The sequence below is a fragment of the Paenarthrobacter sp. NEAU-H11 genome, assembly GCF_050573415.1.
Lineage (GTDB): Bacteria > Actinomycetota > Actinomycetes > Actinomycetales > Micrococcaceae > Arthrobacter.
Genome location: NZ_JBNZGA010000004.1, coordinates 125,463 through 145,282, shown reverse-complemented (window position 1 = coordinate 145,282; position 19,820 = coordinate 125,463). Strand labels below are relative to the sequence as shown.

Below are 19,820 nucleotides of genomic sequence, written 5' to 3'. Positions count from 1 at the left end.
ACGGCCAGCCCGCCCGGGCCGGGAACGACAGGCTCAACCGCCTGATCATGAGGAAACTTCAGGTGCGCCCGCACCGGCGCTTTTCAGAGGCGTCCGCCGTAAGATTTAACTGTCCACAACGAGTGGATTGGAGGAGAAAATGACTACCGCATCCCCACATGCACACGGCGTTCACTTTGGCCGGGCAGACGTCCAAAACGCGGGCATGGGAGTGGGAATTGTTTTGATGCTGGTGGGTATCCTGGGGTTCATCCCCGGCGTCACCACCCAATACAGCGAACTGTTGTTCCTCGGACCGGCGTCACACGCCATGTTCCTTGGACTGTTCCAAGTATCCATGCTGCTTAACATCGTGCAGCTGGCCATCGGCGCTACCGGCTGGGCAATGTCCCGCACCGAACATGGGGCACGGAACTTCCTCCTGGGAGCGGGCGCACTGTACATGGTCCTTGCCGTCTACGGCCTGATTGTCGGAGTGGATTCAGCGGCGAACTTCCTCTCGCTGAACATGCTGGACAACTGGACCCACCTGGCACTGGGCGCAGTGATGATTGTTGCCGGCTGGCTGTTCTCGAGGAACCGGGCCAGCAGGACATAACCCGGAATCCGTAAGCCGGGAAACAGGAGCCGCGAATGAAAGAAGAACCTAAGTTCTGACGATATTCGTCCTACTGGCTGGTGCAGTCGCCGCCCTGAGCGGGGGCTGCACCAGCGTTTCAACCAGGTCGGCATGCAGAAACGACGCCGGGAGTCCCCAAGGGGGACTCCCGGCGTCGTTCGCTGTGCTGTTGCCTCGGCGCCGGTCCGTTCAGCGGCGCTTCAGCCTCCGCACTGCCTCGCTAGCGGCGCCCGTCCCGGTCGACGCCGTCAGCGTCGATGTGCTCCTTGCGGACCTCCTCATTGACCGTCACGTCGTCGTGGACAACGTCCTTGTCGAGGCGGACCCGCTCGACGGGAACGGCTTCCTTCTGCACCACGGGGCGTTCCTCATGCAGGACCACCTCATGCTCTTCCTCGCTGATGTCCGGTCCGCTGAGGGCCGAACCCCTGTTGTCATCTGTGATGGGCTCGCGTTCAAGCCGGACTTCTTCACGCTGCACGGGAACGGTCTTGGTGACGTTTTCCGTGGTGACGTATTTCCGCAGCCGTGCCCGGCCCGTGGTTTCCCGCTCGGTCCCGACGTGGAGCCGCTCCTCGGAGCGCGTCATGGCGTCATCCGTGGTGGGGCCTGAGGTGTCGTGGCCCACGGTGCCCCGGTCAGCGCGGCGGTCCGAATCGATACCTGCCGTGGGAGTGCCTGCGTTCAGGTCGGCGTCGCCCTGCAGGTCCACATCGTCTTGGGACTCGGAGTAGGTCCGGGCGCCGCGCTCATAGTATGTGTAGAGCCGGTCCTCTTCCTCGGGGGTGAGGTGGCCGTCCACGTCCACCCGCGGGGCGTCCTTGACGTGCTCCTTGCTGTAGGGCACCACCAGGTCGTCGCCCTGGCTGTGCGCACCCTCGACGGGCACGAAGGACTGGGAGGTGCCAAAAAGGCCGGTCTTGGCGGTGACCCAGGTGGGCTCGCCGGTGTCGTCGTCCGCATAAAGCTGGCCGATGGAGCCGATCTTCTCGCCATCGGAGCCGATAACGTTGCCGCCCTTGGTGAGCAGGTTCTCAATGTTTTCCCGGTTGAGCATGACGTCTCCTTGGATGTGTCGTTGCGCTGGGCTTAGCTAACCAATGGATGCACCGGCACGGCGTTCCCGTGGCGCGGCCTCCGCCCCGACTGCTTGAGGCTTCGCGTTAGCTGCACCCATACCGTAAGCATGCTTAGCATCAAAAGGGAAGCCTACTTAGTAATTTTTTCGAAACACGGCGGTTCCTGTTCACCCAGCCTTTTCCTGCGGGTAACGCTTTCTCCCCCGCCATTTCAAGCCCCCAGCCCATCGTGGAGGGGTGAGGATCGCAATTGTTGCTGAATCATTCCTGCCGCTGATGAACGGGGTCACCCATTCCATCCTGAGGGTGCTGGACCATCTCCAGGACCGGGGCGACGACGTCCTGGTCATCGCACCCTCCGCGCAGGACGCCCAAGCGCCGGACCACGTCAAGGGCGCAGAGATCCACCGGCTGCCGGCAGTTCCGCTGGCCGGCTACACAAACGTCCGGGTGGCGATGGGCGGTGTGTACCGGGTCAAGCGAATCCTTGCCGATTACGCACCGGACGTCGTCCACCTGGCTTCGCCGTTCATCCTGGGCTGGCGTGCAGTCCAGGCCGCCCACCAGCTGGGCATCCCCACCGTGGCGATCTACCAGACCGAGGTTCCCAGCTACGCAGGAAGGTACGGGGTCCCGTTCCTGGAAAACTGGGCGTGGAACCGGGTGGAGAACATCCATTTGCTCGCCTCCCGCACCCTGGTGCCGTCAACGTTCGCGCTGAACCAGTTGCGCGGCCGCGGCATTCCACGGGTGCGGATGTGGCGGCGCGGGGTGGACACCGCCAGGTTTTCACCGGAAAAGCGCGACGACGGGTGGCGGGCCGGGGTGGCTCCCGGCGGCAGGCGGATCATCGGCTACGTGGGCAGGCTCGCGATGGAGAAGCAGGTGGAGGACCTCGCTGCCCTGGCCGGCGTCCCCAACACCAGGCTGGTCATCGTGGGCGACGGACCGCAGCGTGCGGCGCTGGAGGAGGCCTTACCGGACGCGGTCTTCACCGGGTTCCTGGGCGGCGAAGAATTGGCACGCGCCGTGGCGTCCTTCGACCTCTTCGTCCACCCGGGTGAGTTCGAGACCTTCTGCCAGACCATCCAGGAGGCGATGGCATCGGGCGTGCCGGTGGTGGCCACCGGCCGCGGGGGCCCGCTGGACCTGGTGGAGAACTCGCGGACGGGCTGGCTCTACGAGCCCGGCGACCTGTCCGCCATGCGGAGCCAAGTTCTCGACCTGATGGGCGACGACGCCAAGCGCCGCGCGTTCGCCGCCGCGGCGCATGCCTCCGTGCAGGACAGGACCTGGCCTGCCCTCTGCGCCGAACTGGTGCGCCACTACGAAGACGCCATTGCCGGAGTCCCGGTTTCCCTGGGCTCTGGCAGCACCGAAGGAGCAGCATTGTGAAAATTTCCGTGATTGGCTGCGGTTACCTGGGCGCCGTGCATGCCGCCACCCTCGCTTCCATGGGCCACACCGTGGTGGGGATCGACGTCGATCCCGGCAAAGTGGAGCAGCTGGCGCGCGGTGCCGCCCCCTTCCACGAACCGGGCCTGGACGAACTGCTGCGGGACGGCCGGCAAACCGGCAGGCTCACCTTTTCCACCAGCGCCGCCGCTGCGAAGGACGCGCAAGTGCACTTCCTGTGCGTGGGCACCCCGCAGGACAAAACGTCCGACGCCGCCGACCTCACCTTCCTGGTCTCCGCCACCGAAGCCCTGCTGCCGCACCTGGCGGCGGGCGCCGTCGTCGTCGGCAAATCCACCGTCCCCGTGGGCACGGTGCAGATGCTCCGCGGGGTGCTGGCCCCCCGGCCGGACGTGCTGCTCGCCTGGAACCCGGAATTCCTCCGGCAGGGAACCGCGGTGAAGGACTCGCTGGTGCCGGACCGGCTGGTCTACGGGGTCGACGGCGGGCGCGCAGCCGCCTTCCACAGCGGCACCGGCGCGCCGCTCGGGGAGACAGCGGCCCTGGACACCGTCTACGAACCGCTCCTCCGGGCAGGCATTCCCCGCCTGGTCTGCAACTTTGCCACTGCAGAGCTCATCAAGTCGGCCGCCAACGCCTACCTGGCCACCAAAATCAGCTTCATCAATGCCGTGTCCGAACTGTGCGACGCCTCGGGCGCGGACGTGGCGGAACTCAGCGAAGCGATGGGGATGGACCCTCGCATCGGCGGACGGTACCTGCATGCCGGACTCGGGTTTGGGGGCGGCTGCCTGCCCAAAGACATCCGCAGCTTCCGGGCGCAGGCCGCGGACCTGGGTGTCACGGCCGTGGACGACTGGATGCGCCTCGTTGATTCGGTCAACCTGGGCCAGCGCGAACGGACGGTCGGCCTGGCCGACGAACTCTGCGGCGGCAGCGTTGCCGGCCGCTCCATCACCGTGCTGGGCGCTTCCTTCAAACCGGACACCGACGACATCCGGGACTCCCCCGCCCTGGACGTGGCCGACCGGCTGGCCGCGGCCGGGGCGCACGTCACGGTCACGGATCCTAAGGCGGTGAACCACGCCTGGCGGCGCTACCCGCGCCTGCGGTTCGAGGCCGCCGCCGGGCGGGCGCTCGAAGGCGCCGAGCTGGTCCTGCTGCTCACGGAGTGGGATGAATACCGGCGGCTGTCCCCTGAGGCTGCGGGTGCGGCCGTACGACGGCGGGTGGTGCTGGACGCGCGCAACGTGCTGGACGCGGCGGAATGGCAGGCCTACGGCTGGGTGGTGCGCGGCCTGGGCACCAGGGGCGCCGACGTGCCGGCTGTGGAGAGGGCCCTGCCCCGGGTTTAGTCCAGCAGGCCCAGCTCGGCGAAGGCGAGGGCCACGCCGTTGCCGGCCGGGCCGGCCGTAAACCGGTCGGCAACGGCCAGCACGGCAGGGTGCCCGCCTTCCACGGCGATCCCCACCCCGGCGTATTCAAGCATTTCAATGTCGTTGGCGCTGTCGCCGATAGCCACGATGTCCGCCCGGTCAAGGCCCAGATGCTCCTCCACCACCTGGATGCCCACCGCCTTGTGGGTCCCGGCCATGAAGATCTCCCCGGCACGGTCCCCCAGGGCGGAGAGGGAGCTGGGGATGAGCCCCACCTGCGGACCGAGCAGGTCCACCAGCTGCTTCAGGGGCACGTCAGAATCGAAACAGGAGATCTTGGCGTAGGAGACGGCGCGGAGGTCGTCGCTGTACTGCATGGGTCCCAGGATGTCCTCAAGGGGATCCACATCGGTCCCGAGGACGCCGTCATGCTGCGGGCGGTCGGCAAAAATGGGCCCAAGCACCTCCCTCAGCCGCCGGTCCACGCCCGTGCGGCCGTGAAGGGATTCCGGAGCTTCGAGGATGTAGGCCACGTCATGGGCATCCAGGGCGTCAACGATGCGGCCGGCCAGGTCCTGGTCGAAGCGCGTGTCCTTGAGGACCTGGCCGTCCAGCTCCACCCTGGCGCCGGCGCCGGTGATGGTCCCGTCAAAACCAGCTTCAAGGATGTGGGCGGGGACCATGGCCAGCGGCCGGCCGGTGCACACAAAGACGAGGTGTCCCAGCCGGCGTGCGGTGCGGACTGCCTCCACATGGGCGTCCGGAGCGAGCCCATGGTCTGCGTAAGTGCCGTCGATATCGAGGAACACGGCACGCGGCCGGACGGTCTGCTGGCTGCACATGCGGGAGCTCCTTGGTAGATGGCGGGGTCACCCAATCCTATCGATACGGGAAAACTGACAGTCATCCCGTGACAATCAAACCCTTGCAGAGCAGTAAGCACACTGATTGAATTATGGAACCGGAAATGGGGGCCCGGCACAACTTACCGATTAAGGAGTGGCAACATGGGTATTCTCGGATTTCTCATTTTGGGCCTGATCGCCGGCGCCATCGCAAAGGCCATCTTGCCTGGCCGCCAAGGCGGAGGCTGGGTGGTCACCCTGGTCCTCGGCGTTGTCGGCGCCCTTTTGGGCGGCTGGATCGGCTCGCTGATTTTCGGCGGCGGACTGGCTGAATTCTTCGACCTCCGCACTTGGCTGCTGGCAATTCTTGGTTCAGTCATCGTGCTCCTGGTTTACGGTGCGGTTGCCAACCGCAGCGGCCGCCGGGTGTAGCAACCCCACATATTCCTCAACAAGAAAATAGCGCCGCCCCTCCGAGGGAGCGGCGCTATTTGCGTTCCCGGGGAACCCGGCAACCGGGCCGCACACAGGGCGCCGGCCGGCCTGTAACCGATTCCTGCTGTTCCGCCACCAATTCAGCATTCGCGCTTTATGATGTGCGAGGGGGGTGGCGCAATGACTGATGACTGGAGCCACAGAAAAAATCCGGCAGGACTGATGTTCGGCACGGTCCTGGACGCCAGCCCGGACGCTCTCCTGGCCATTGCGGCCGACGGGAGCATCACTATGGCCAACGCCGCCGCCGGGAGGATGTTCGGGTACGCCAGCGGGGACTTGGCCGGGCGGGACCACCGGACGCTCCTGGCCGAGGGCTTCCGCGGCGAGGTGGCGCAGCTTCTCGCCAGGCTCCTTGCCGGGCCCCGGGAGCACCTCCCGCCGCGCGAAATCTACGGCGTGCGCAGGGATGGAACGGAGTTCCCCGCTGAAGCAGCGGGTTCCCTGGTGCCGGGATCCGACGACGTCGTTCCCGCCGTGCCGCTACTGCTGCTGTCCGTCCGGGGTACTTCCCACCGCCAGGACGCGGATGCGGACCTGCGGGAGGCGATGTCCCTGCTGACCGCCACGCTGGAGTCAACCGCGGACGGCATCCTGGTGATGAGCTCCGCCGGCCACGTGGCCGGTTTCAACGACCAGTTCCTCTCCATGTGGGGTATCCCGCCGGAGCTTATGGCGGGCGACAGCGAGGAACCGGTGATGGAGCTGGTCATGGCCCAGATCGCGGATCCGGTTGCCTTCACTGCCCGGCTCGCAGAGCTGGCGGACAGCCCCTCGGCGGAGAGCCATGATGTGGTGGACCTGACGGACGGCCGGACCTTCGAACGGTATTCGCGGCCCCAGCGGGTGGGCAATGACGTGGTCGGCCGGGTGTGGAGCTTCCGGGATGTGACGCCGCGGCGGAAGGCCCAGGAGCAGGCTCATCAGGCCATGGTGGATCTGGCGGCCCAGGCCGAGAAACTGCGCACGATGGCGTTCCAGGACCCCCTCACGGGACTGGCCAACAGGGCGGTGTTCAATGATGCACTGGCCGGTTCCGTGGAGGAGCCCCGGCTGAAGACAGTGGACGTCCTGCTCCTGGACCTGGACGACTTCAAGGAAGTCAATGACATCCTGGGGCATCAGGCCGGCGACGAGATGCTCATCGAGGTGTCCCGCAGGCTCCGCGGCTGCGCCCCGACTGCCGACGTCGTAGCCCGGCTGGGCGGTGACGAATTCGTGGTCCTCCTGACAGCCTGCCCGGACGCCGATGCCATTGCCGAATGCATTGTCCGGTGCCTGAACGTCCCGGTCACCATCCAGGGCACGGTCCTGCGGCCCAGTCTCAGCCTGGGGCTCGCCTCAATGGCCCGGGACAATGTGGGCGCCTCCGAGCTCCTGCGCCAGGCCGACATCGCCATGTACGCGGCGAAAGCCGCAGGCAAGAACCGATTCCTGCGCTTCCACCCGGACATGATGACGGCCCTGGTGCAAAGGACCTACATGGAGGGCGGGCTGCAGCTCGCCGTAGCCCGGAGCGAGATCTCGGTGGATTTCCAGCCCATCGTTTCCCACCGCATGGACCAGGTGGTCACGTTTGAGGCGCTGGCGAGGTGGGACTGCGACGGCACCCGCGTCCCGCCGTCGGTCTTCATCCCGCTGGCGGAACGCACGGGACTGATTAACGAGATCGGTGCCGAAGTGATGGCACGGGGCATGGCGGAGCTGGCACCCTGGCTGAGCCGGGACCCGTCCCGGTCGCTCGCCGTGAACGTCTCCGGCGTCCAGCTCCAGGACCCGGATTTCGCGCAGACGGTCCTGGGGCTCGCGGAGGCCAAGGGCGTTGCCGCCTACCAGCTCGTCCTGGAGGTCACCGAGAGCGTGTTCTTCGACGCTGACTGCACCCTGATCAAACAGCTCAGCACCCTGCGGGACGCGGGCGCAAGGGTTGCCCTGGACGACTTCGGCACCGGCTATTCCTCGCTGGGCAGGCTTCAGGACCTGCCGGTGGACACTGTGAAGATCGACAGGACGTTCGTGTCCATGGTGCATACCGGCAATGAGCGGCTTCCCATCCTCAGCTCAATGATCAACATGGCCCACAGCCTTGGCCTGACTGTCACCGCGGAAGGTGTGGAAACGGCAGCGCAGGCGGACTACCTCACGGCACTGGAATGCGACACGCTCCAGGGGTACCTGTTCTCGCTGCCGCAGCCCGGCCCGCGGCTGGAGCAGGCACTGCAGCACGCGGAGGAAGCCCTCAATGCCCTCAAGGGGCGGTAGCGCCGCCCCGGACAGGAGCGCCTTCCGCCCTGAGGGGATAGCATGGGAGGGCGTCTCCCACCCAGGTCTCGGGCGGGCTCCGGTCAGGGTTTTTTCAGGGGTAAAGGCCTTCGGAGTACGGGCGCACACAGGGGGAGGTTCCGCGTGTCTCAGACTGGTCTCCCGCAGCGGCGGTCCGCCGGCGGCAGCAGCATGGCGCCGCTAAAATGGCCGGCGCTGTGCACGGCCGCAGCCTTGGCTGCGCTCGGGCTGTTCCTTGCCGTGAACAGCGGATCTCCGGCCGCCCTCGTGACCGGTGACTTCCTGATCCTCGCAGCTTCCCTGCTTGCCGGAGCAAGCTGCACCCGCGCCGCGCTGCGCGGGGGCGTCAATGCCAGGGCCTGGACCTTCATGGCTGTCGCGGCCTTTTTGTGGGCCGCCGGGATGGCCCTCTACGCCTTCTACGGCCTCGCGAACAACCACGTATATCCGTTCCCCTCCCTGGCGGATGCCCTGTTCATCGGTTACTCGGTGCCCGCAGTCGCGGCCCTTTTTGCCTTCAGGAGGCGCAGCGGCAACCACGCGGTGGCGCTGTACCGGGCGGTCATGGACGCTGCGGTCATTGCCGGTTCCGTCCTGGTGGTCAGCTGGTACATGGTGCTGGGGCAGGCCTTCGAGGCCGAGGGCGATCCGCTGGCGCGGCTCACCGGGATGGCCTACCCCGTGGCGGACCTGGTGATTACGTCCCTGGTGCTGGTCCTTGCCATGCGGCGCCAGCCGGGCGAGCGGCGGCCGTGGCTGTTCCTGGGGAGCGGCCTGCTGGTACTGGCCGTGACGGACAGCATCTACGTGCGGATGACGTTCGACGGCGTTACCGGCACCACCGGGTCGCCCCTCGCCCTGGGATGGATCATCGCCTTCCTCCTGGTTGCCCTTGCCCCGCTGGCACCGTACGAGGAAAGCGCGGGGACGGACCGGACTGGCTACACCCTCGCCCTGGAGTTGCTGCCGTACGTCCCGCTCCTCATGGCGGTGGTGCTGTTCGCGGAGCCCCACATTGACGAACTCGAGCCGTTCCTGCTGGTGGTGGGCGCTGCCGTGCTGGTGTTTGTCCTGGTCCGGCAGGTGCTGATCATTTTTGAGAACATCACCCTCACCACGCGGCTGGAGGACGAGGTGGCCGTCCGCACAAAGGAGCTCGAAGCGGCCCGGGAGGCAGCGATGGAGTCCAGCCGCCTGAAGTCGGAGTTCCTGGCCACCATGAGCCATGAAATCCGTACCCCCATGAACGGCGTGGTGGGCCTGACAGCCCTGTTGCTGGAGACCCGGCTGGACCAGACCCAGAAGCAGTACGCGGAAGGCGTCAAGAGCGCGGGTGAGGCATTGCTGGCCCTGATCAACGACATCCTCGATTTCTCCAAGCTGGAGGCCGGCAAGGTTGACCTGGAGTCGCGTCCCTTTGATCCGCGCACGTTGGTGGAGGAGGTGGCCGGGCTCCTGGCGGAACCGGCACAGGCCAAGAGCCTGGAGCTGATCGCCTACTGCGAGCCGGACGTCCCGGTACGGCTGGTGGGTGACTCCGGCCGGATCCGGCAGGTCCTCCTTAATCTTGCCTCCAACGCGGTGAAATTCACGGCGTCGGGCGAGGTGTCCATCAGAGTCACAACGGAGAACCCCGGAGCGGCACCCGGAAGCACCGCCATGGCGTGCTTCGAAGTGCGTGACACCGGCATCGGGATCCACCCTTCCCAGCACCGCAGGCTTTTCCAGTCGTTCTCCCAGGCCGATGCCTCCACCACCCGGAGATACGGCGGTACCGGGCTGGGCCTTGCCATCTGCCGCCGCCTGGCCGATGCGATGGATGGCGAGATTGCCGTGGAGAGCGCTCCGGGGAAGGGCAGCACCTTCCGGTTCCGGCTGCCCTTGCCAGTGGCGCCGCCGTCCACGGACCCGGTTCCGGCGGCCGGCTTCCTGAGCGGCCTTCGGGTTTTGGTGGTGGATGACAACGCCACCAACAGGCTGGTCCTCGAATCCCAGTTGCGCGGCTGGCTGCTGCAACCGGAAGTATTCCCCGATGCGGCCTCAGCCTTGGCGCGTGCCCGCGAGGCGCACACCGCCGGGAACCCGTTCCATCTGGCGGTCCTGGACTTGTGCATGCCGGGCATGGACGGGCTGGCGCTGGCGCGGCGCCTGAAGGCCGAATCCGGACTGGCGGACATCGAGTTGATTGTGCTCACGTCCACCATGCAGGTCAACGCGGCCGAGATCACGGATGCCGGGGTGCGCGAATGGCTCATGAAGCCGGTCCGGAGCTCCGAGTTCTACAACCGGCTGGTCCGGCTGATGTCCACGCACGAGCCTTCCGTTCCGGCCGCCGGTTCAGCACAGCCGGCGCCGGTGGCGGACGGGCCGTCGAAGGGACGCATCCTGGTGGTGGAGGACAACGAGGTGAACCAGCTCGTCGCCCGCGCAACGGTCAGCGGGCTCGGCTATGCCGTGGACGTGGTGTCCAACGGCGCCGAGGCCCTCAGCGCCACGGCGGATTCCAGGTACTCAGCCGTGCTGATGGACTGCCACATGCCGGTGATGGACGGTTTCGAGGCAACGCGGCAGATCCGCGGCAGGGCAGGCACCCATACCCGCCTGCCGATCATTGCCATGACGGCGGGGGCGCTGGACGGCGACCGGGAACGCTGCCTGGCAGCCGGCATGGACGACTACCTCGCCAAGCCCGTTGATGCCGCCGCGCTGGAAGCCACGCTGGCACGCTGGGTTCCGGAACCCGAGCCCCGGCCGGTCCCCAAACCTGCCCCGCACCCGCTTGCCGTCACCGGGGTCCGGGCTCCTGCCGCCCCCGAAGCCACTCCGGTCCTGGACCAGGACAGGCTTGCCATCCTGCGGGACCTGGGGCCCGGCGACGGCCTGGGCCTGCTGCCCGAGGCGGCGGCCGCGTTCAGGCGGGCGGTCCCCGGACGCCTCGCGGCTCTGAACGCAGCAGTAACCGACGGCGACGGGCCCGCACTTGCCAGTGCGGCTCACGCGCTGAAGGGGGCGGCTGCCAATATCGGGGCGGCACAAGTAGCAGGGACCTGTGCAGAACTCGAACGGATAGGTCGCAGCGGAAGGGACGGAGACGGCCCGGTACTGATCCGCCGTCTCGAGGCGGAACTGCGGCTGCTGGACGCAGGACTGGACGCGGCGTTGAAGGCGGCAACGTGAAGGTGCTGGTGGCTGACGACGATCCGGGATCGCTGATGGTGGCAAGGGCCGCCGTCGAGCGTTCCGGGCATGACTGCCTGGCAGCCGCCGACGGCGACCAGGCCTGGGCCCTGTACCTGGAGCACCAACCCGATGTGGTGGTAACGGACAGGGTGATGCCTGGAATGGACGGGTTGGCCTTGTGCCGGGCCATCCGGGAGCGCGAGGAGGACCTTTACACCTACGTCGTCCTGCTAACGTCGCAGGGGTCCCGCGAGGACATCCTGGCCGGGCTCAAGGCCGGGGCAGACGATTACGTCACCAAGCCGTTGGACCCTTTTGTGCTGCAGGCCCGGCTGCTGGTGGCGCTGCGCGTCACCACCCTCCATGCGGACCTGGCGCATTACCGCAGGGTCCTTGCCCGGCAGGCGCGCACAGATCCGCTGACAGGCCTGCACAACCGGCTGAAGCTCTCGGAGGATCTGGAACAGCTCCACCAGTGGAGCGTTCGGTACGGGGAAAGGTACAGCCTGGCCATGTGCGATGTGGACAACTTCAAGACCTATAACGACCTGTACGGCCACCCTGCAGGAGACCAGGCCCTGCGGGCGGTGGCGGACGCGCTGCTCGGCTCCGTTCGCAAGAGCGACGGCGTGTACCGCTTCGGCGGGGAGGAGTTCCTGCTGGTCCTGCCCAAGCAGTCGGTATCCGGCGCGAAGGCACTCACGGAGCGGGCACTGGATGCTGTTCGGAACCTGGCGATCGACCACGCCGGCGATCCGTCCGGCCAACTGCGGCTCAGTGCGGGGATCTCCGCGTTCACGGCAGAGCACCGGGTGGATGCGGTTACCCTCCTGGGCGAGGCCGATGCGGCCCTGTATGCGGCCAAAGCCCGGGGGCGTAACCGCGTGGAACTGGCCCGGCAGTCCGGCTAGGCAGCTTTCTTGGAGCCAGGCTTCTGCTGGACCGGCGTCTGCTGTATTGGGCGCTGCTGTCCCGGCTGGTCCTGAACCGGCTGGTCCTGAACCGGCACGGGCTGGGCGGCAGATCCTTCTTCGGCTGGAACATCCGGCTCCGATGCCGGCGCAGCTTCAATGGCGCCCGATGCTTCAGCTGCGCCCGATGCTTCAGTTGTGCGGTTGCGCCGCCAGCGCCGGACCAGGTCGACGGCGGCCGCTGCGCCGGCGAGAGGGGTGAGCACAGCAGCCATGTAGACAAACAGCATCCAGGTGAGCGTTGTCAGCGGCGGCTGGTTGTTGTTCAGGAGGGACAGCCCGCCCAAGAGTCCCACGGCCCAGAAGAGCAGGACGGCAGTAAGGACTGCACCGGCCGGGAAATACTGGTTGGTCACGATTTTTTTCAGGGTTTCCATGCACTTCCTCCTGCCTGGCCGGGGGCGCGGCAACGGCCGCTCACCACAAGTATGGGGCCCGGAATCGGCGAAACCGCGCAAGACGCCGCGGCGAGTGACGAACGTAACTGGAGCGGCCGGCGTCGTGCATTCCAGCAGGGATCTTCCGCGTGGCGGGAGGGCGCACTAGCGTGGTGCCTGTCCACTCGAAAGCCACTCTGGAGGTCCCCATGCGCAAAGTCACTGCCGGCTTGTTCCACTCAGTGGACGGGGTGGTCTCCGATCCGTACAAGTTCCAGTTCGACAGCTTCGACGACGAGCTGGGAGCCGGCCTGACCACCATGATGGAAACAGTGGACACGGTGGTGCTGGGCCGGGTCAGCTACCAGGAGTGGGCCGCCTACTGGCCAAACGCGTCCGTGGACGAGGACTTCGCCGCGTTCATCAACCCGGTGGAGAAGTTCGTGGCGTCCCGGACGCTGGCGGCGCCGCTGGAATGGCAGAACTCGCAGCTGATGGACGCGCCGCTGGAGGAGTTCGTGGCGGGGTTGAAGGAGCGCGACGGCGGCGAGATAGCCGTGTGCGGCAGCATTTCGGTGACCCGTCAGCTGCTGTTCGCCGGGCTGCTGGACTCGCTGACCCTCATGACCCACCCGGTGATCGCGGGAACCGGCCGGCGCCTGTTCCAGGACGGCGACCCCGCCACCCGGCTGGTACTGCAGGACGCGTCCCGGACCAGCAAGGGCAACGTGATCAGCACCTACGGGCGGCTCGGGGCGTAGGCCCTACTATCCGCACCGGGACTGTGAAAGGGTTTGAATATGGATGAAGAAGCCAACAATCCTGATGACGAGGTAGTCCCCGGTACCGGCGTCAACGACCACGCCTGGGAACGGGAGCACCGGCATCCCACCCCTGAACAGGCCCGGTCCATCGGCTACCGGCGCAGGGATGCCGAAGCGAAACTTGAGCAGCACCAGCAGGAGGCCCGGGAGAAGGCGGCACACGCGGAGGAAGAGGGCACCGAGGACACGAAGGACTGACCCGACTGGTTACGACACCGGCGCCAGGACCATGAGTCAGGACCACGGGGCCGGGTCCACGACGCTCTCCGGGGTTGACGGATACCGGTCTGCTGGGTGGCCAGCGCCCGGTGGGACTCCGGTGTGGTGTGCGCCCTGCAGCACCTCGTTGACCGCCTGCCTTAGCGTGAGGTTTCTTCCGCCTTCCCATGCCAGGCCGAAACGGATCGGGCCGGCTTCTTCGCGCGCCCTGGTGACGACCGATGCGATGTGTTGCTGTTCAGCAGAGTAGAGCGGAAGTCCACGGTCAGTGCGATAGGTGTCAGTCGCCGCGAGCAGGCGGATAGCCCGCTCAACGCGGTGCCGGCTGACGTAGACGTCGGCAAGTTGTTCAAGGAAAGCTGCAACGTGGCCCTGCGCATCGAGTTCTAGTGCCGCGGTGACTGCCTCGACGAGCAAGCGCTCCGCGGCGCCATAGTCGCCGGCCTGCTGTGTGCTTTCGGCCAGGTTGGTCAGGGCTATCCCCAGGAACCATCGATCGCCCATCGGGCGCGTAAGCTCGACGCTCGCGTGGCGCAACTCCAAGGCCCGGGCATGGTCGCCAGCGTAGAAGGCCAGTATGCCCAGGACAATCAAAGCGCCAACCCTTGTGCGCGGGGTGGCAAGTGGCATCGACAATACGCCTGCAGCGAGTCGCCCGGCGTTGTCGGCATCGTCACGCTGCAGCGCCTGCACCGCCAGGCACATCGTGGCCCACGCAACGCCTTGGTCGTTGCCGGCGTCATGGAAGGCCTGAAGCGCTCGGTGATGGAGCCCGGATGCCTGGTCGTCACGGCCGAGCATCCAGCACAGCGTGGCGGTTCCACTGAGGGCGGGGGCCTGCAGCGCCGCTGGAGCGTTAGTCGCGCCGTCGAGCAGCTTCAGTGCGATGTCGCACTGTTCCGCCACGTCGCCGGTCAGCTCCCAGTAATGCCAGAGTTGCCCCACCAGGCCCAGCGCCATGTCCTTGGAGCCGTAGGGTCCCGCTGCCCATAGCAGTGCGGCGTGCAAATCCGGCCCATCAGCCTGCAGCGTCCGGAAAGCGTCCACCTGGTCCCGGCCCCACAACCGCGGGCATACGGCCTCGGCCAAGGCAACGTAGTGCTCGGCGTGCCGGCGCCGCACTTCAGGCTCTGCGGGAAGCAGCGCCAGCCGGTCGCGGGCAAACTCGCGGATGGACTGCAGCAGGGACACACGCCGCCGTCCTGACTGGTCCGTGTAGCGCCGCAGCAGGCTTTGGTCCGCGAGCGCGGACAGCAGTTCCTGCGTGGATGGCGCATCGGAGGGGACGGGGCCGCGCACAGCGTCGATCGCGGCCAGGGTTGGATCGCTGGCGAAAACACCAAGTTGGCACAAAAGCACGCGTTCCGCATCCGCCAGTAGTTGATAACTCCACTCCATTGTGGCTGTGAGGGTCCGCTGCCGGTCCGGAAGATCCTGGAAACTGGCCGGCAACGCAGCCAGGCTGACCTCCAGGTCGGCGAGGAGATCGTGTTCGCTGAGCTGCCGCAGCTGGGCCGCCGCCAGTTCGATGGCCAAGGGCAGGCCGTCCAGCCGGTGGCACAGGCGTGTTAACACAAGTGCGTTTCCGGGATCCACGGTGAAATGCGGGCGGACGGCCCTGCCCCGGCTCAGGAGCAGCTTTATTGCAGGCACCTCCCGCAGCTGCGCCGGCGGCAGGGGCGGGTCGAGGGGCGGCAGTTCAAGCGGCTCAAGCTCAAACTCGTACTCGGGACGCAACCCCAGCCGCCTCCGGCTGGTGGTAAGGATCCGGAGTTCGGGAGCTGCGGTGAGCAGGTCCAGCACCACCGGCCATGCGCCTTCCAGATGCTCGAAGTTGTCCAGGACCAGGAGCAGGGTTCGGGCTTGGAGAAACCGGGATGCGATTTTCAACGGGTCTTCGCCGGCTGGAGCCTCCAGTCCGAGTGCCGCCGTGATGGCACCCGGAACCTGCTCAGCCTGGGTGAGCGGGGACAGGTTGACCCAGCCCGCGCCGTCAGCCATGTGCTCGCCCAGGCGGCTGGCAGCCGCCATGGCGAGGCGGGTCTTCCCTGCCCCGCCCGCCCCCGTGACGGTGACAAGCCGGCACCCCTCGGAGCGGTAGAGCGAGCAAACCTCCCCCAGTTCAGCATCCCGGCCCACCATGGGGGTGAGTGCGGCAGGCAGGTTGTCGAGGCGCTGCCTGGTGCGGCGGTTTTCGTTGGCGGTGGGCGGCGCAAGGGAGGCATCCTGCCGCAGCACCTGGGATTCGAGCTCCTGCAGGCGCACGCCGGGATCAATGCCCAGCTCCGCCGCAAAGGTTTTCCGCGCCGTCCGGCATGCGGCCAGGGCGTCTGCCTGCCGGTCGGAGCGGTACAAGGCGAGCACCAGCGACGCCCACAGGCGTTCCCGGAACGGATGCTGCGATACCAGCCGCTGGAGCTCCCCCACCACGTTGGCATGGCGGCCCAGGGCCAGTTCCACGTCGAAGAGGTCCTGGCACGCGTCCAGCCGGGCCTCCTCCACCTCTTCCAGGTCCGGGACCAGCAGCTCAATGTCGGCCAGGTCAGGAAACGCAGGGCACTCGAACAGGTCCAGGGCCTGGCGCAGGCGGACCGCGCCGCCGGCAAGTTGTCCCGCTCCCACCTCATGCTCGCCGGCGGCAAGGTGCGCGCGGAACTGCAGCAGGTCGAGTTCGTCGTCGGCAACAGCCAGGAGGTAGCCGCCGGGCCTGCTGGCCAGGCGGCGCGAGGCAACCCCCTTGGGGCGGTTAGGCTCCAGCAAGTTCCTCAGGTTCGCCACGTAGACCTGGAGTTGCGGTCCGGGATGCGCCGGCGGATGGCCTTCCCACACAGCTTCAGCCAAAAAGTCAGCTGCTACTACCGAGTTTGCGCGCAGTGCCAGGCATTCGAGGACAATCCGCAGGTTGCGGCTGCTGACGGGAACCTGGACGCCGTCGGCAATCACCTGCAACGGACCCAGGGCCCTGATCCACAAAGCGCTCATCGGCAAGCCCCCTACTGACCGGCCACGGAAGCGGGACACTCCCGATCCTGTGGACTCCTCGACCAGCGGCCCCTAGCGCCCGCCATGCCACATGATGAGCCCCCTGGGGAACTGCATCAACCCCATCATGCTCCCGGGCACGCGGAGGGTCCATAGCTTGCGCCGTGATTAAGGCTCCCTTAAGCGCCCGGAGTCAGCCTGTACTTGCACGATCCGGTACACCTGAAAGGAAAATACAATGAAAACCAGCAGCATCACTCGAGGCCTCGCCCCAGCCGCATTGGCCGCAGCTGCCCTTGTTGCACCGGCCCAGCCGGCGTTGGCAGCCGAACCCGACATCCTCCCGGCGGGTGTGGGCTGTGCGGACTTCAACCTCGGAATATCATCGACGGGAGGCAAGCTTCAAACGCGGGAGTTTGTTGACCGGAACGGCAATGTCGTCCGGATTATCACCGCAGGCAAGGGCGTCCTGCTCACCTACACCAACTACGGAAGTGACCCGGACAATCCAGAGGCGGGCGAGTCCATCACCTTCAGAACAGATGGATCCGTGTCACATACTGTGGTCAACCCCGACGGTTCCCGAACCGTCACAGCCACTGGGCATAACGGCATCGTCATGTTCCCCACGGACATCCCAGCCGGCCCCTCCACCACCCAATACCTCGGAAGGGTCGTTTACACCATCAGCACCGAGGGTGTTTGGACCCTGGTCAGTTCATCCGGGACTGCCACTGACGTCTGCGCGGCACTGGCCGGCTGACTGCTAGGCCAGGTTCAGCTCCAGCATCCGGCCAATGATCCGGGCGCCTTCCGGGAAGGCGCCCGGATTCGTGCCGGAGTAGTTGAGCCGGACGAAAGGACCCGCAGGCTCAGCCGGGAACCACTCGTCGCCAGGGGCAATGATGACCCCTGCGGCTTCGCAGTCCCGGGTCAGGCGCGCCAGGTCCGTCCCGTCCGGAAGCCGCAACCACAGGTGAAGCCCGCCTCTCGGCATCTGCTCAAGGTGCGCCTGGGGGATGTGCTCCCGCACGCTGGTGACCAGCAGGTCCCTGCGGGATTCAAGCTGGTGGCGCAGGCTGCGCAGGTGCGTCTGCCACCCTGGCTGCGTGACGACGTCGAGCGCTGCGGCCTGCAGCAGTCCGCTGACGTACATCGATTCGGCGGCACGGTCCGCAAGGATGCGCTCCCGCGCCGGCCCGCGGGCAATAAGGGCCGCCACCCGGATGGAAGTGGACACGCTCTTGGTCAGCGAGCGCAGGTAGACGACGTGCCCGGAATCGTCGCGGGAAGCCACAGGCGCGGGGCTGGAGGTGATGCCGAAGTCGTGTGCCCAGTCGTCCTCCACCAGGAACGCGCCCTTCGCGCGGACCACGTCCAGGACCTCGTCGCGCCGTTCCGGAGTCCACTGCGCGCCGGTGGGGTTTGCATAGTTGGGCTGTGCGTAGAAAACCCGGGCGCCAGACTCGTCAAAGGCGCGGGCAAGCTCCCCGGCGTCCGGCCCTTCCGGGCCGCTGGGCACCGGGACGACGCGGACGCCCGCCTGCGCGGCCGCGAGGATGGCGCCCCAGTAGGACGGCGACTCCATCAGCAACGGCTGCCCCCTGCCCACCAGCGCGCTGAAGACGGAGCTCAGCCCGCTCTGGCTCCCGGGGAGTACGACGACGTCGCTTGGGTTCGGCGGCGAAATTCCGGCCGGCGTCGACGCGCCGAGCTCGTGGGCGAACCACGACTGCAGCTCCGGCAGGCCGGCCGCGGGCGGCCTGGACAATGCCGCGTCACCGCGGGAGGCACGCGTAAGGGCTGCCCGCACCAGCCGCTCGGGGAGGAGCTCGCGGGCAGGATAGCCGGAGTGGAAGGCGATGGCCCCGAGCGGCACGTCCCGCATGGTGGAGGAGGCCGGCGGCAGCGCCACCAGCGGCGAGCGGAGCGCCGCCGTCTGCCAGCCGTAGTCGGACGGGCGCGCCATCCGGGCAGCCCGCACGAACGTCCCCACACCGGGGCGGCTCTCAATGAGGCCCTGCGCCGCGAGGGTCTGCAGGGCCTTCTGAACGGTGACCGGGCTGGCCTGGTACTCGGCCACCAGGGAACGGGTGGACGGCAGTTTCGCTCCCGGCGCGGCTGCGGACAGCCAGGATTTCAGGTGCGCCGCTATCCGCGAACTGCTATCGTTGTTCATGAAAGACAATAGTAGCGCTACTCATTCTTCCGGCACAGCGATACTGAGCCCGCAGCCATCCGGACTGCTGCTCGGCCTGGTTGGCGTGGCAGCCTTTTCGTTCACCGTACCGTTCACGAAGGTTGCCGTTGCCGGCCTGTCCCCGCTGTTCATAGGCTCCGGCCGGGCCGTGGTGGCGGGAGTCCTGGCGGCGTCCGCCCTGGCACTTAGCCGGCAACTGCTCCCCCGCGGGACGCAGTGGGTGCGCCTGGCGGTGGTTGCGGCCGGCGTCGTGATCGGCTTCCCGCTACTGACCTCCTTTGCCCTGACCAGCACCCCGGCAGGCCACGGCGCCGTGGTCATCGCCCTCCTCCCTGCGGCAACGGCCACGGCCGCCGTTATCCGCGGGCGGGAACGCCCGCCGCTTGCTTTCTGGCTGGTCAGCGGCCTCGGCGCCTTCGCGGTCATCGCCTTCGCGTCCCTGCAGTCCGCCGGCCTGGGTGTCCTGCACTGGACGGACCTGTTGCTCCTCGGCTCGGTGGTGGCTGCGGCTGTGGGCTACGCAGAGGGCGGCCTGCTGGCCCGCGAACTGGGATCCTGGCAGACCATTTCCTGGGCGCTGGTCCTCGCTTTGCCGCTGATGCTGGCCCTGGCCGCCGTCTCCGCCATCCAGCAGCCGCCGTCCGCAACCCCGGCGCAGTGGGCCGCCTTCGCGTACCTCGCCGTGGTGAGCATGTTCCTGGGCTTCTTCGCCTGGTACCGGGGCCTGGCCATCGGCCCCATCGCCCGCGTCAGCCAGATCCAGCTCATCCAGCCCGTGCTCACCATCTGCTGGGCGGCGCTCCTGCTGGGCGAAGCCCTGACATGGTCCACGGTCCTCGGCGGGCTGGCGGTCATCCTGTGCGCCGGGGCCGCCGTCCGGGTGCGGCTCAGGCCCGCGGCGGCCCACTTTGACGCCCTCCCCGGCCCCGTCCTCCAGCCAGCAAAGGATTAGCC

16 protein-coding genes are annotated in these 19,820 nt (G+C 67.3%); 11 read left to right on the top strand and 5 right to left on the bottom strand.

Features of this window, described 5'->3' with window-relative positions:
- The first annotated feature begins 139 nt into the window (after positions 1-139).
- On the top strand, positions 140-598 hold the full coding sequence (locus ACQ3DC_RS07105; protein ID WP_157238787.1) for a DUF4383 domain-containing protein: 459 nt from the start codon (positions 140-142) through the stop codon (positions 596-598).
- A gap of 241 nt (positions 599-839) precedes the next feature.
- On the opposite strand, the gene ACQ3DC_RS07100 is transcribed toward ACQ3DC_RS07105, so the two are convergent.
- Positions 840-1,676 carry a DUF2382 domain-containing protein gene (locus tag ACQ3DC_RS07100; protein WP_421091988.1) on the bottom strand — a complete coding sequence of 279 codons (837 nt, stop codon included), beginning with the start codon at positions 1,674-1,676 and terminating at the stop codon, positions 840-842.
- Between the two features lie 259 nt (positions 1,677-1,935).
- Here ACQ3DC_RS07100 and ACQ3DC_RS07095 point away from each other — a divergent pair, with 259 nt between their 5' ends.
- A complete protein-coding gene (locus ACQ3DC_RS07095) occupies positions 1,936-3,093 on the top strand; it encodes a glycosyltransferase family 4 protein (protein ID WP_321215674.1) in 1,158 nt (385 codons plus the stop codon).
- The gene (locus ACQ3DC_RS07090; protein WP_430751912.1) at positions 3,090-4,469 is read left to right on the top strand and encodes a UDP-glucose dehydrogenase family protein; all 1,380 of its coding nucleotides are present in this window, start codon (positions 3,090-3,092) and stop codon (positions 4,467-4,469) included. The genes ACQ3DC_RS07095 and ACQ3DC_RS07090 overlap by 4 nt, the downstream gene beginning before the upstream one ends.
- On the opposite strand, the gene ACQ3DC_RS07085 is transcribed toward ACQ3DC_RS07090, so the two are convergent.
- Positions 4,466-5,332 carry an HAD family hydrolase gene (locus ACQ3DC_RS07085; protein ID WP_321215672.1) on the bottom strand — a complete coding sequence of 289 codons (867 nt, stop codon included), beginning with the start codon at positions 5,330-5,332 and terminating at the stop codon, positions 4,466-4,468. The two genes, ACQ3DC_RS07090 and ACQ3DC_RS07085, sit on opposite strands and share 4 nt — an antisense overlap.
- Before the next feature lie 165 nt (positions 5,333-5,497).
- Here ACQ3DC_RS07085 and ACQ3DC_RS07080 point away from each other — a divergent pair, with 165 nt between their 5' ends.
- From ACQ3DC_RS07080 to ACQ3DC_RS07065, 4 genes are all read left to right on the top strand, one after another.
- Entirely contained in the window at positions 5,498-5,767 is a 270-nt protein-coding gene (locus tag ACQ3DC_RS07080) for a GlsB/YeaQ/YmgE family stress response membrane protein (protein WP_104997136.1), read from the top strand.
- Positions 5,768-5,950: 183 nt separating this feature from the next.
- The gene (locus ACQ3DC_RS07075; protein ID WP_321215671.1) at positions 5,951-8,092 is read left to right on the top strand and encodes a putative bifunctional diguanylate cyclase/phosphodiesterase; all 2,142 of its coding nucleotides are present in this window, start codon (positions 5,951-5,953) and stop codon (positions 8,090-8,092) included.
- A 144-nt stretch (positions 8,093-8,236) separates the two neighbouring features.
- On the top strand, positions 8,237-11,290 hold the full coding sequence (locus tag ACQ3DC_RS07070; protein ID WP_430751911.1) for a response regulator: 3,054 nt from the start codon (positions 8,237-8,239) through the stop codon (positions 11,288-11,290).
- A complete protein-coding gene (locus tag ACQ3DC_RS07065) occupies positions 11,287-12,204 on the top strand; it encodes a GGDEF domain-containing response regulator (protein WP_430751910.1) in 918 nt (305 codons plus the stop codon). The genes ACQ3DC_RS07070 and ACQ3DC_RS07065 overlap by 4 nt, the downstream gene beginning before the upstream one ends.
- On the opposite strand, the gene ACQ3DC_RS07060 is transcribed toward ACQ3DC_RS07065, so the two are convergent.
- A complete protein-coding gene (locus ACQ3DC_RS07060; protein ID WP_430751909.1) occupies positions 12,201-12,641 on the bottom strand; it encodes a hypothetical protein in 441 nt (146 codons plus the stop codon). The two genes, ACQ3DC_RS07065 and ACQ3DC_RS07060, sit on opposite strands and share 4 nt — an antisense overlap.
- 209 nt (positions 12,642-12,850) lie before the next feature.
- On the opposite strand from ACQ3DC_RS07060, the gene ACQ3DC_RS07055 reads away from it, so the two are divergent.
- Together ACQ3DC_RS07055 and ACQ3DC_RS07050 are read left to right on the top strand one after the other, a co-directional pair.
- Positions 12,851-13,402 (top strand): dihydrofolate reductase family protein, encoded by a 552-nt coding sequence (locus ACQ3DC_RS07055; RefSeq protein ID WP_157238792.1) that lies wholly within the window; start codon positions 12,851-12,853, stop codon positions 13,400-13,402.
- A 39-nt stretch (positions 13,403-13,441) separates the two neighbouring features.
- The gene (locus tag ACQ3DC_RS07050; protein ID WP_157238793.1) at positions 13,442-13,663 is read left to right on the top strand and encodes a hypothetical protein; all 222 of its coding nucleotides are present in this window, start codon (positions 13,442-13,444) and stop codon (positions 13,661-13,663) included.
- A gap of 36 nt (positions 13,664-13,699) precedes the next feature.
- On the opposite strand, the gene ACQ3DC_RS07045 is transcribed toward ACQ3DC_RS07050, so the two are convergent.
- Positions 13,700-16,666 (bottom strand): BTAD domain-containing putative transcriptional regulator, encoded by a 2,967-nt coding sequence (locus ACQ3DC_RS07045; protein WP_430751908.1) that lies wholly within the window; start codon positions 16,664-16,666, stop codon positions 13,700-13,702.
- A 238-nt stretch (positions 16,667-16,904) separates the two neighbouring features.
- On the opposite strand from ACQ3DC_RS07045, the gene ACQ3DC_RS07040 reads away from it, so the two are divergent.
- Positions 16,905-17,429 (top strand): hypothetical protein, encoded by a 525-nt coding sequence (locus ACQ3DC_RS07040; protein WP_430751907.1) that lies wholly within the window; start codon positions 16,905-16,907, stop codon positions 17,427-17,429.
- A 3-nt stretch (positions 17,430-17,432) separates the two neighbouring features.
- Here ACQ3DC_RS07040 and ACQ3DC_RS07035 read toward each other — a convergent pair whose 3' ends face one another.
- Positions 17,433-18,845, bottom strand: a complete 1,413-nt coding sequence (locus ACQ3DC_RS07035; protein ID WP_430751906.1) for a PLP-dependent aminotransferase family protein — start codon at positions 18,843-18,845, stop codon at positions 17,433-17,435.
- Between ACQ3DC_RS07035 and ACQ3DC_RS07030 the strand changes: the two genes are divergently transcribed.
- Positions 18,844-19,818 carry a DMT family transporter gene (locus tag ACQ3DC_RS07030; RefSeq protein ID WP_430751905.1) on the top strand — a complete coding sequence of 325 codons (975 nt, stop codon included), beginning with the start codon at positions 18,844-18,846 and terminating at the stop codon, positions 19,816-19,818. The two genes, ACQ3DC_RS07035 and ACQ3DC_RS07030, sit on opposite strands and share 2 nt — an antisense overlap.
- Positions 19,819-19,820: the final 2 nt, after the last annotated feature.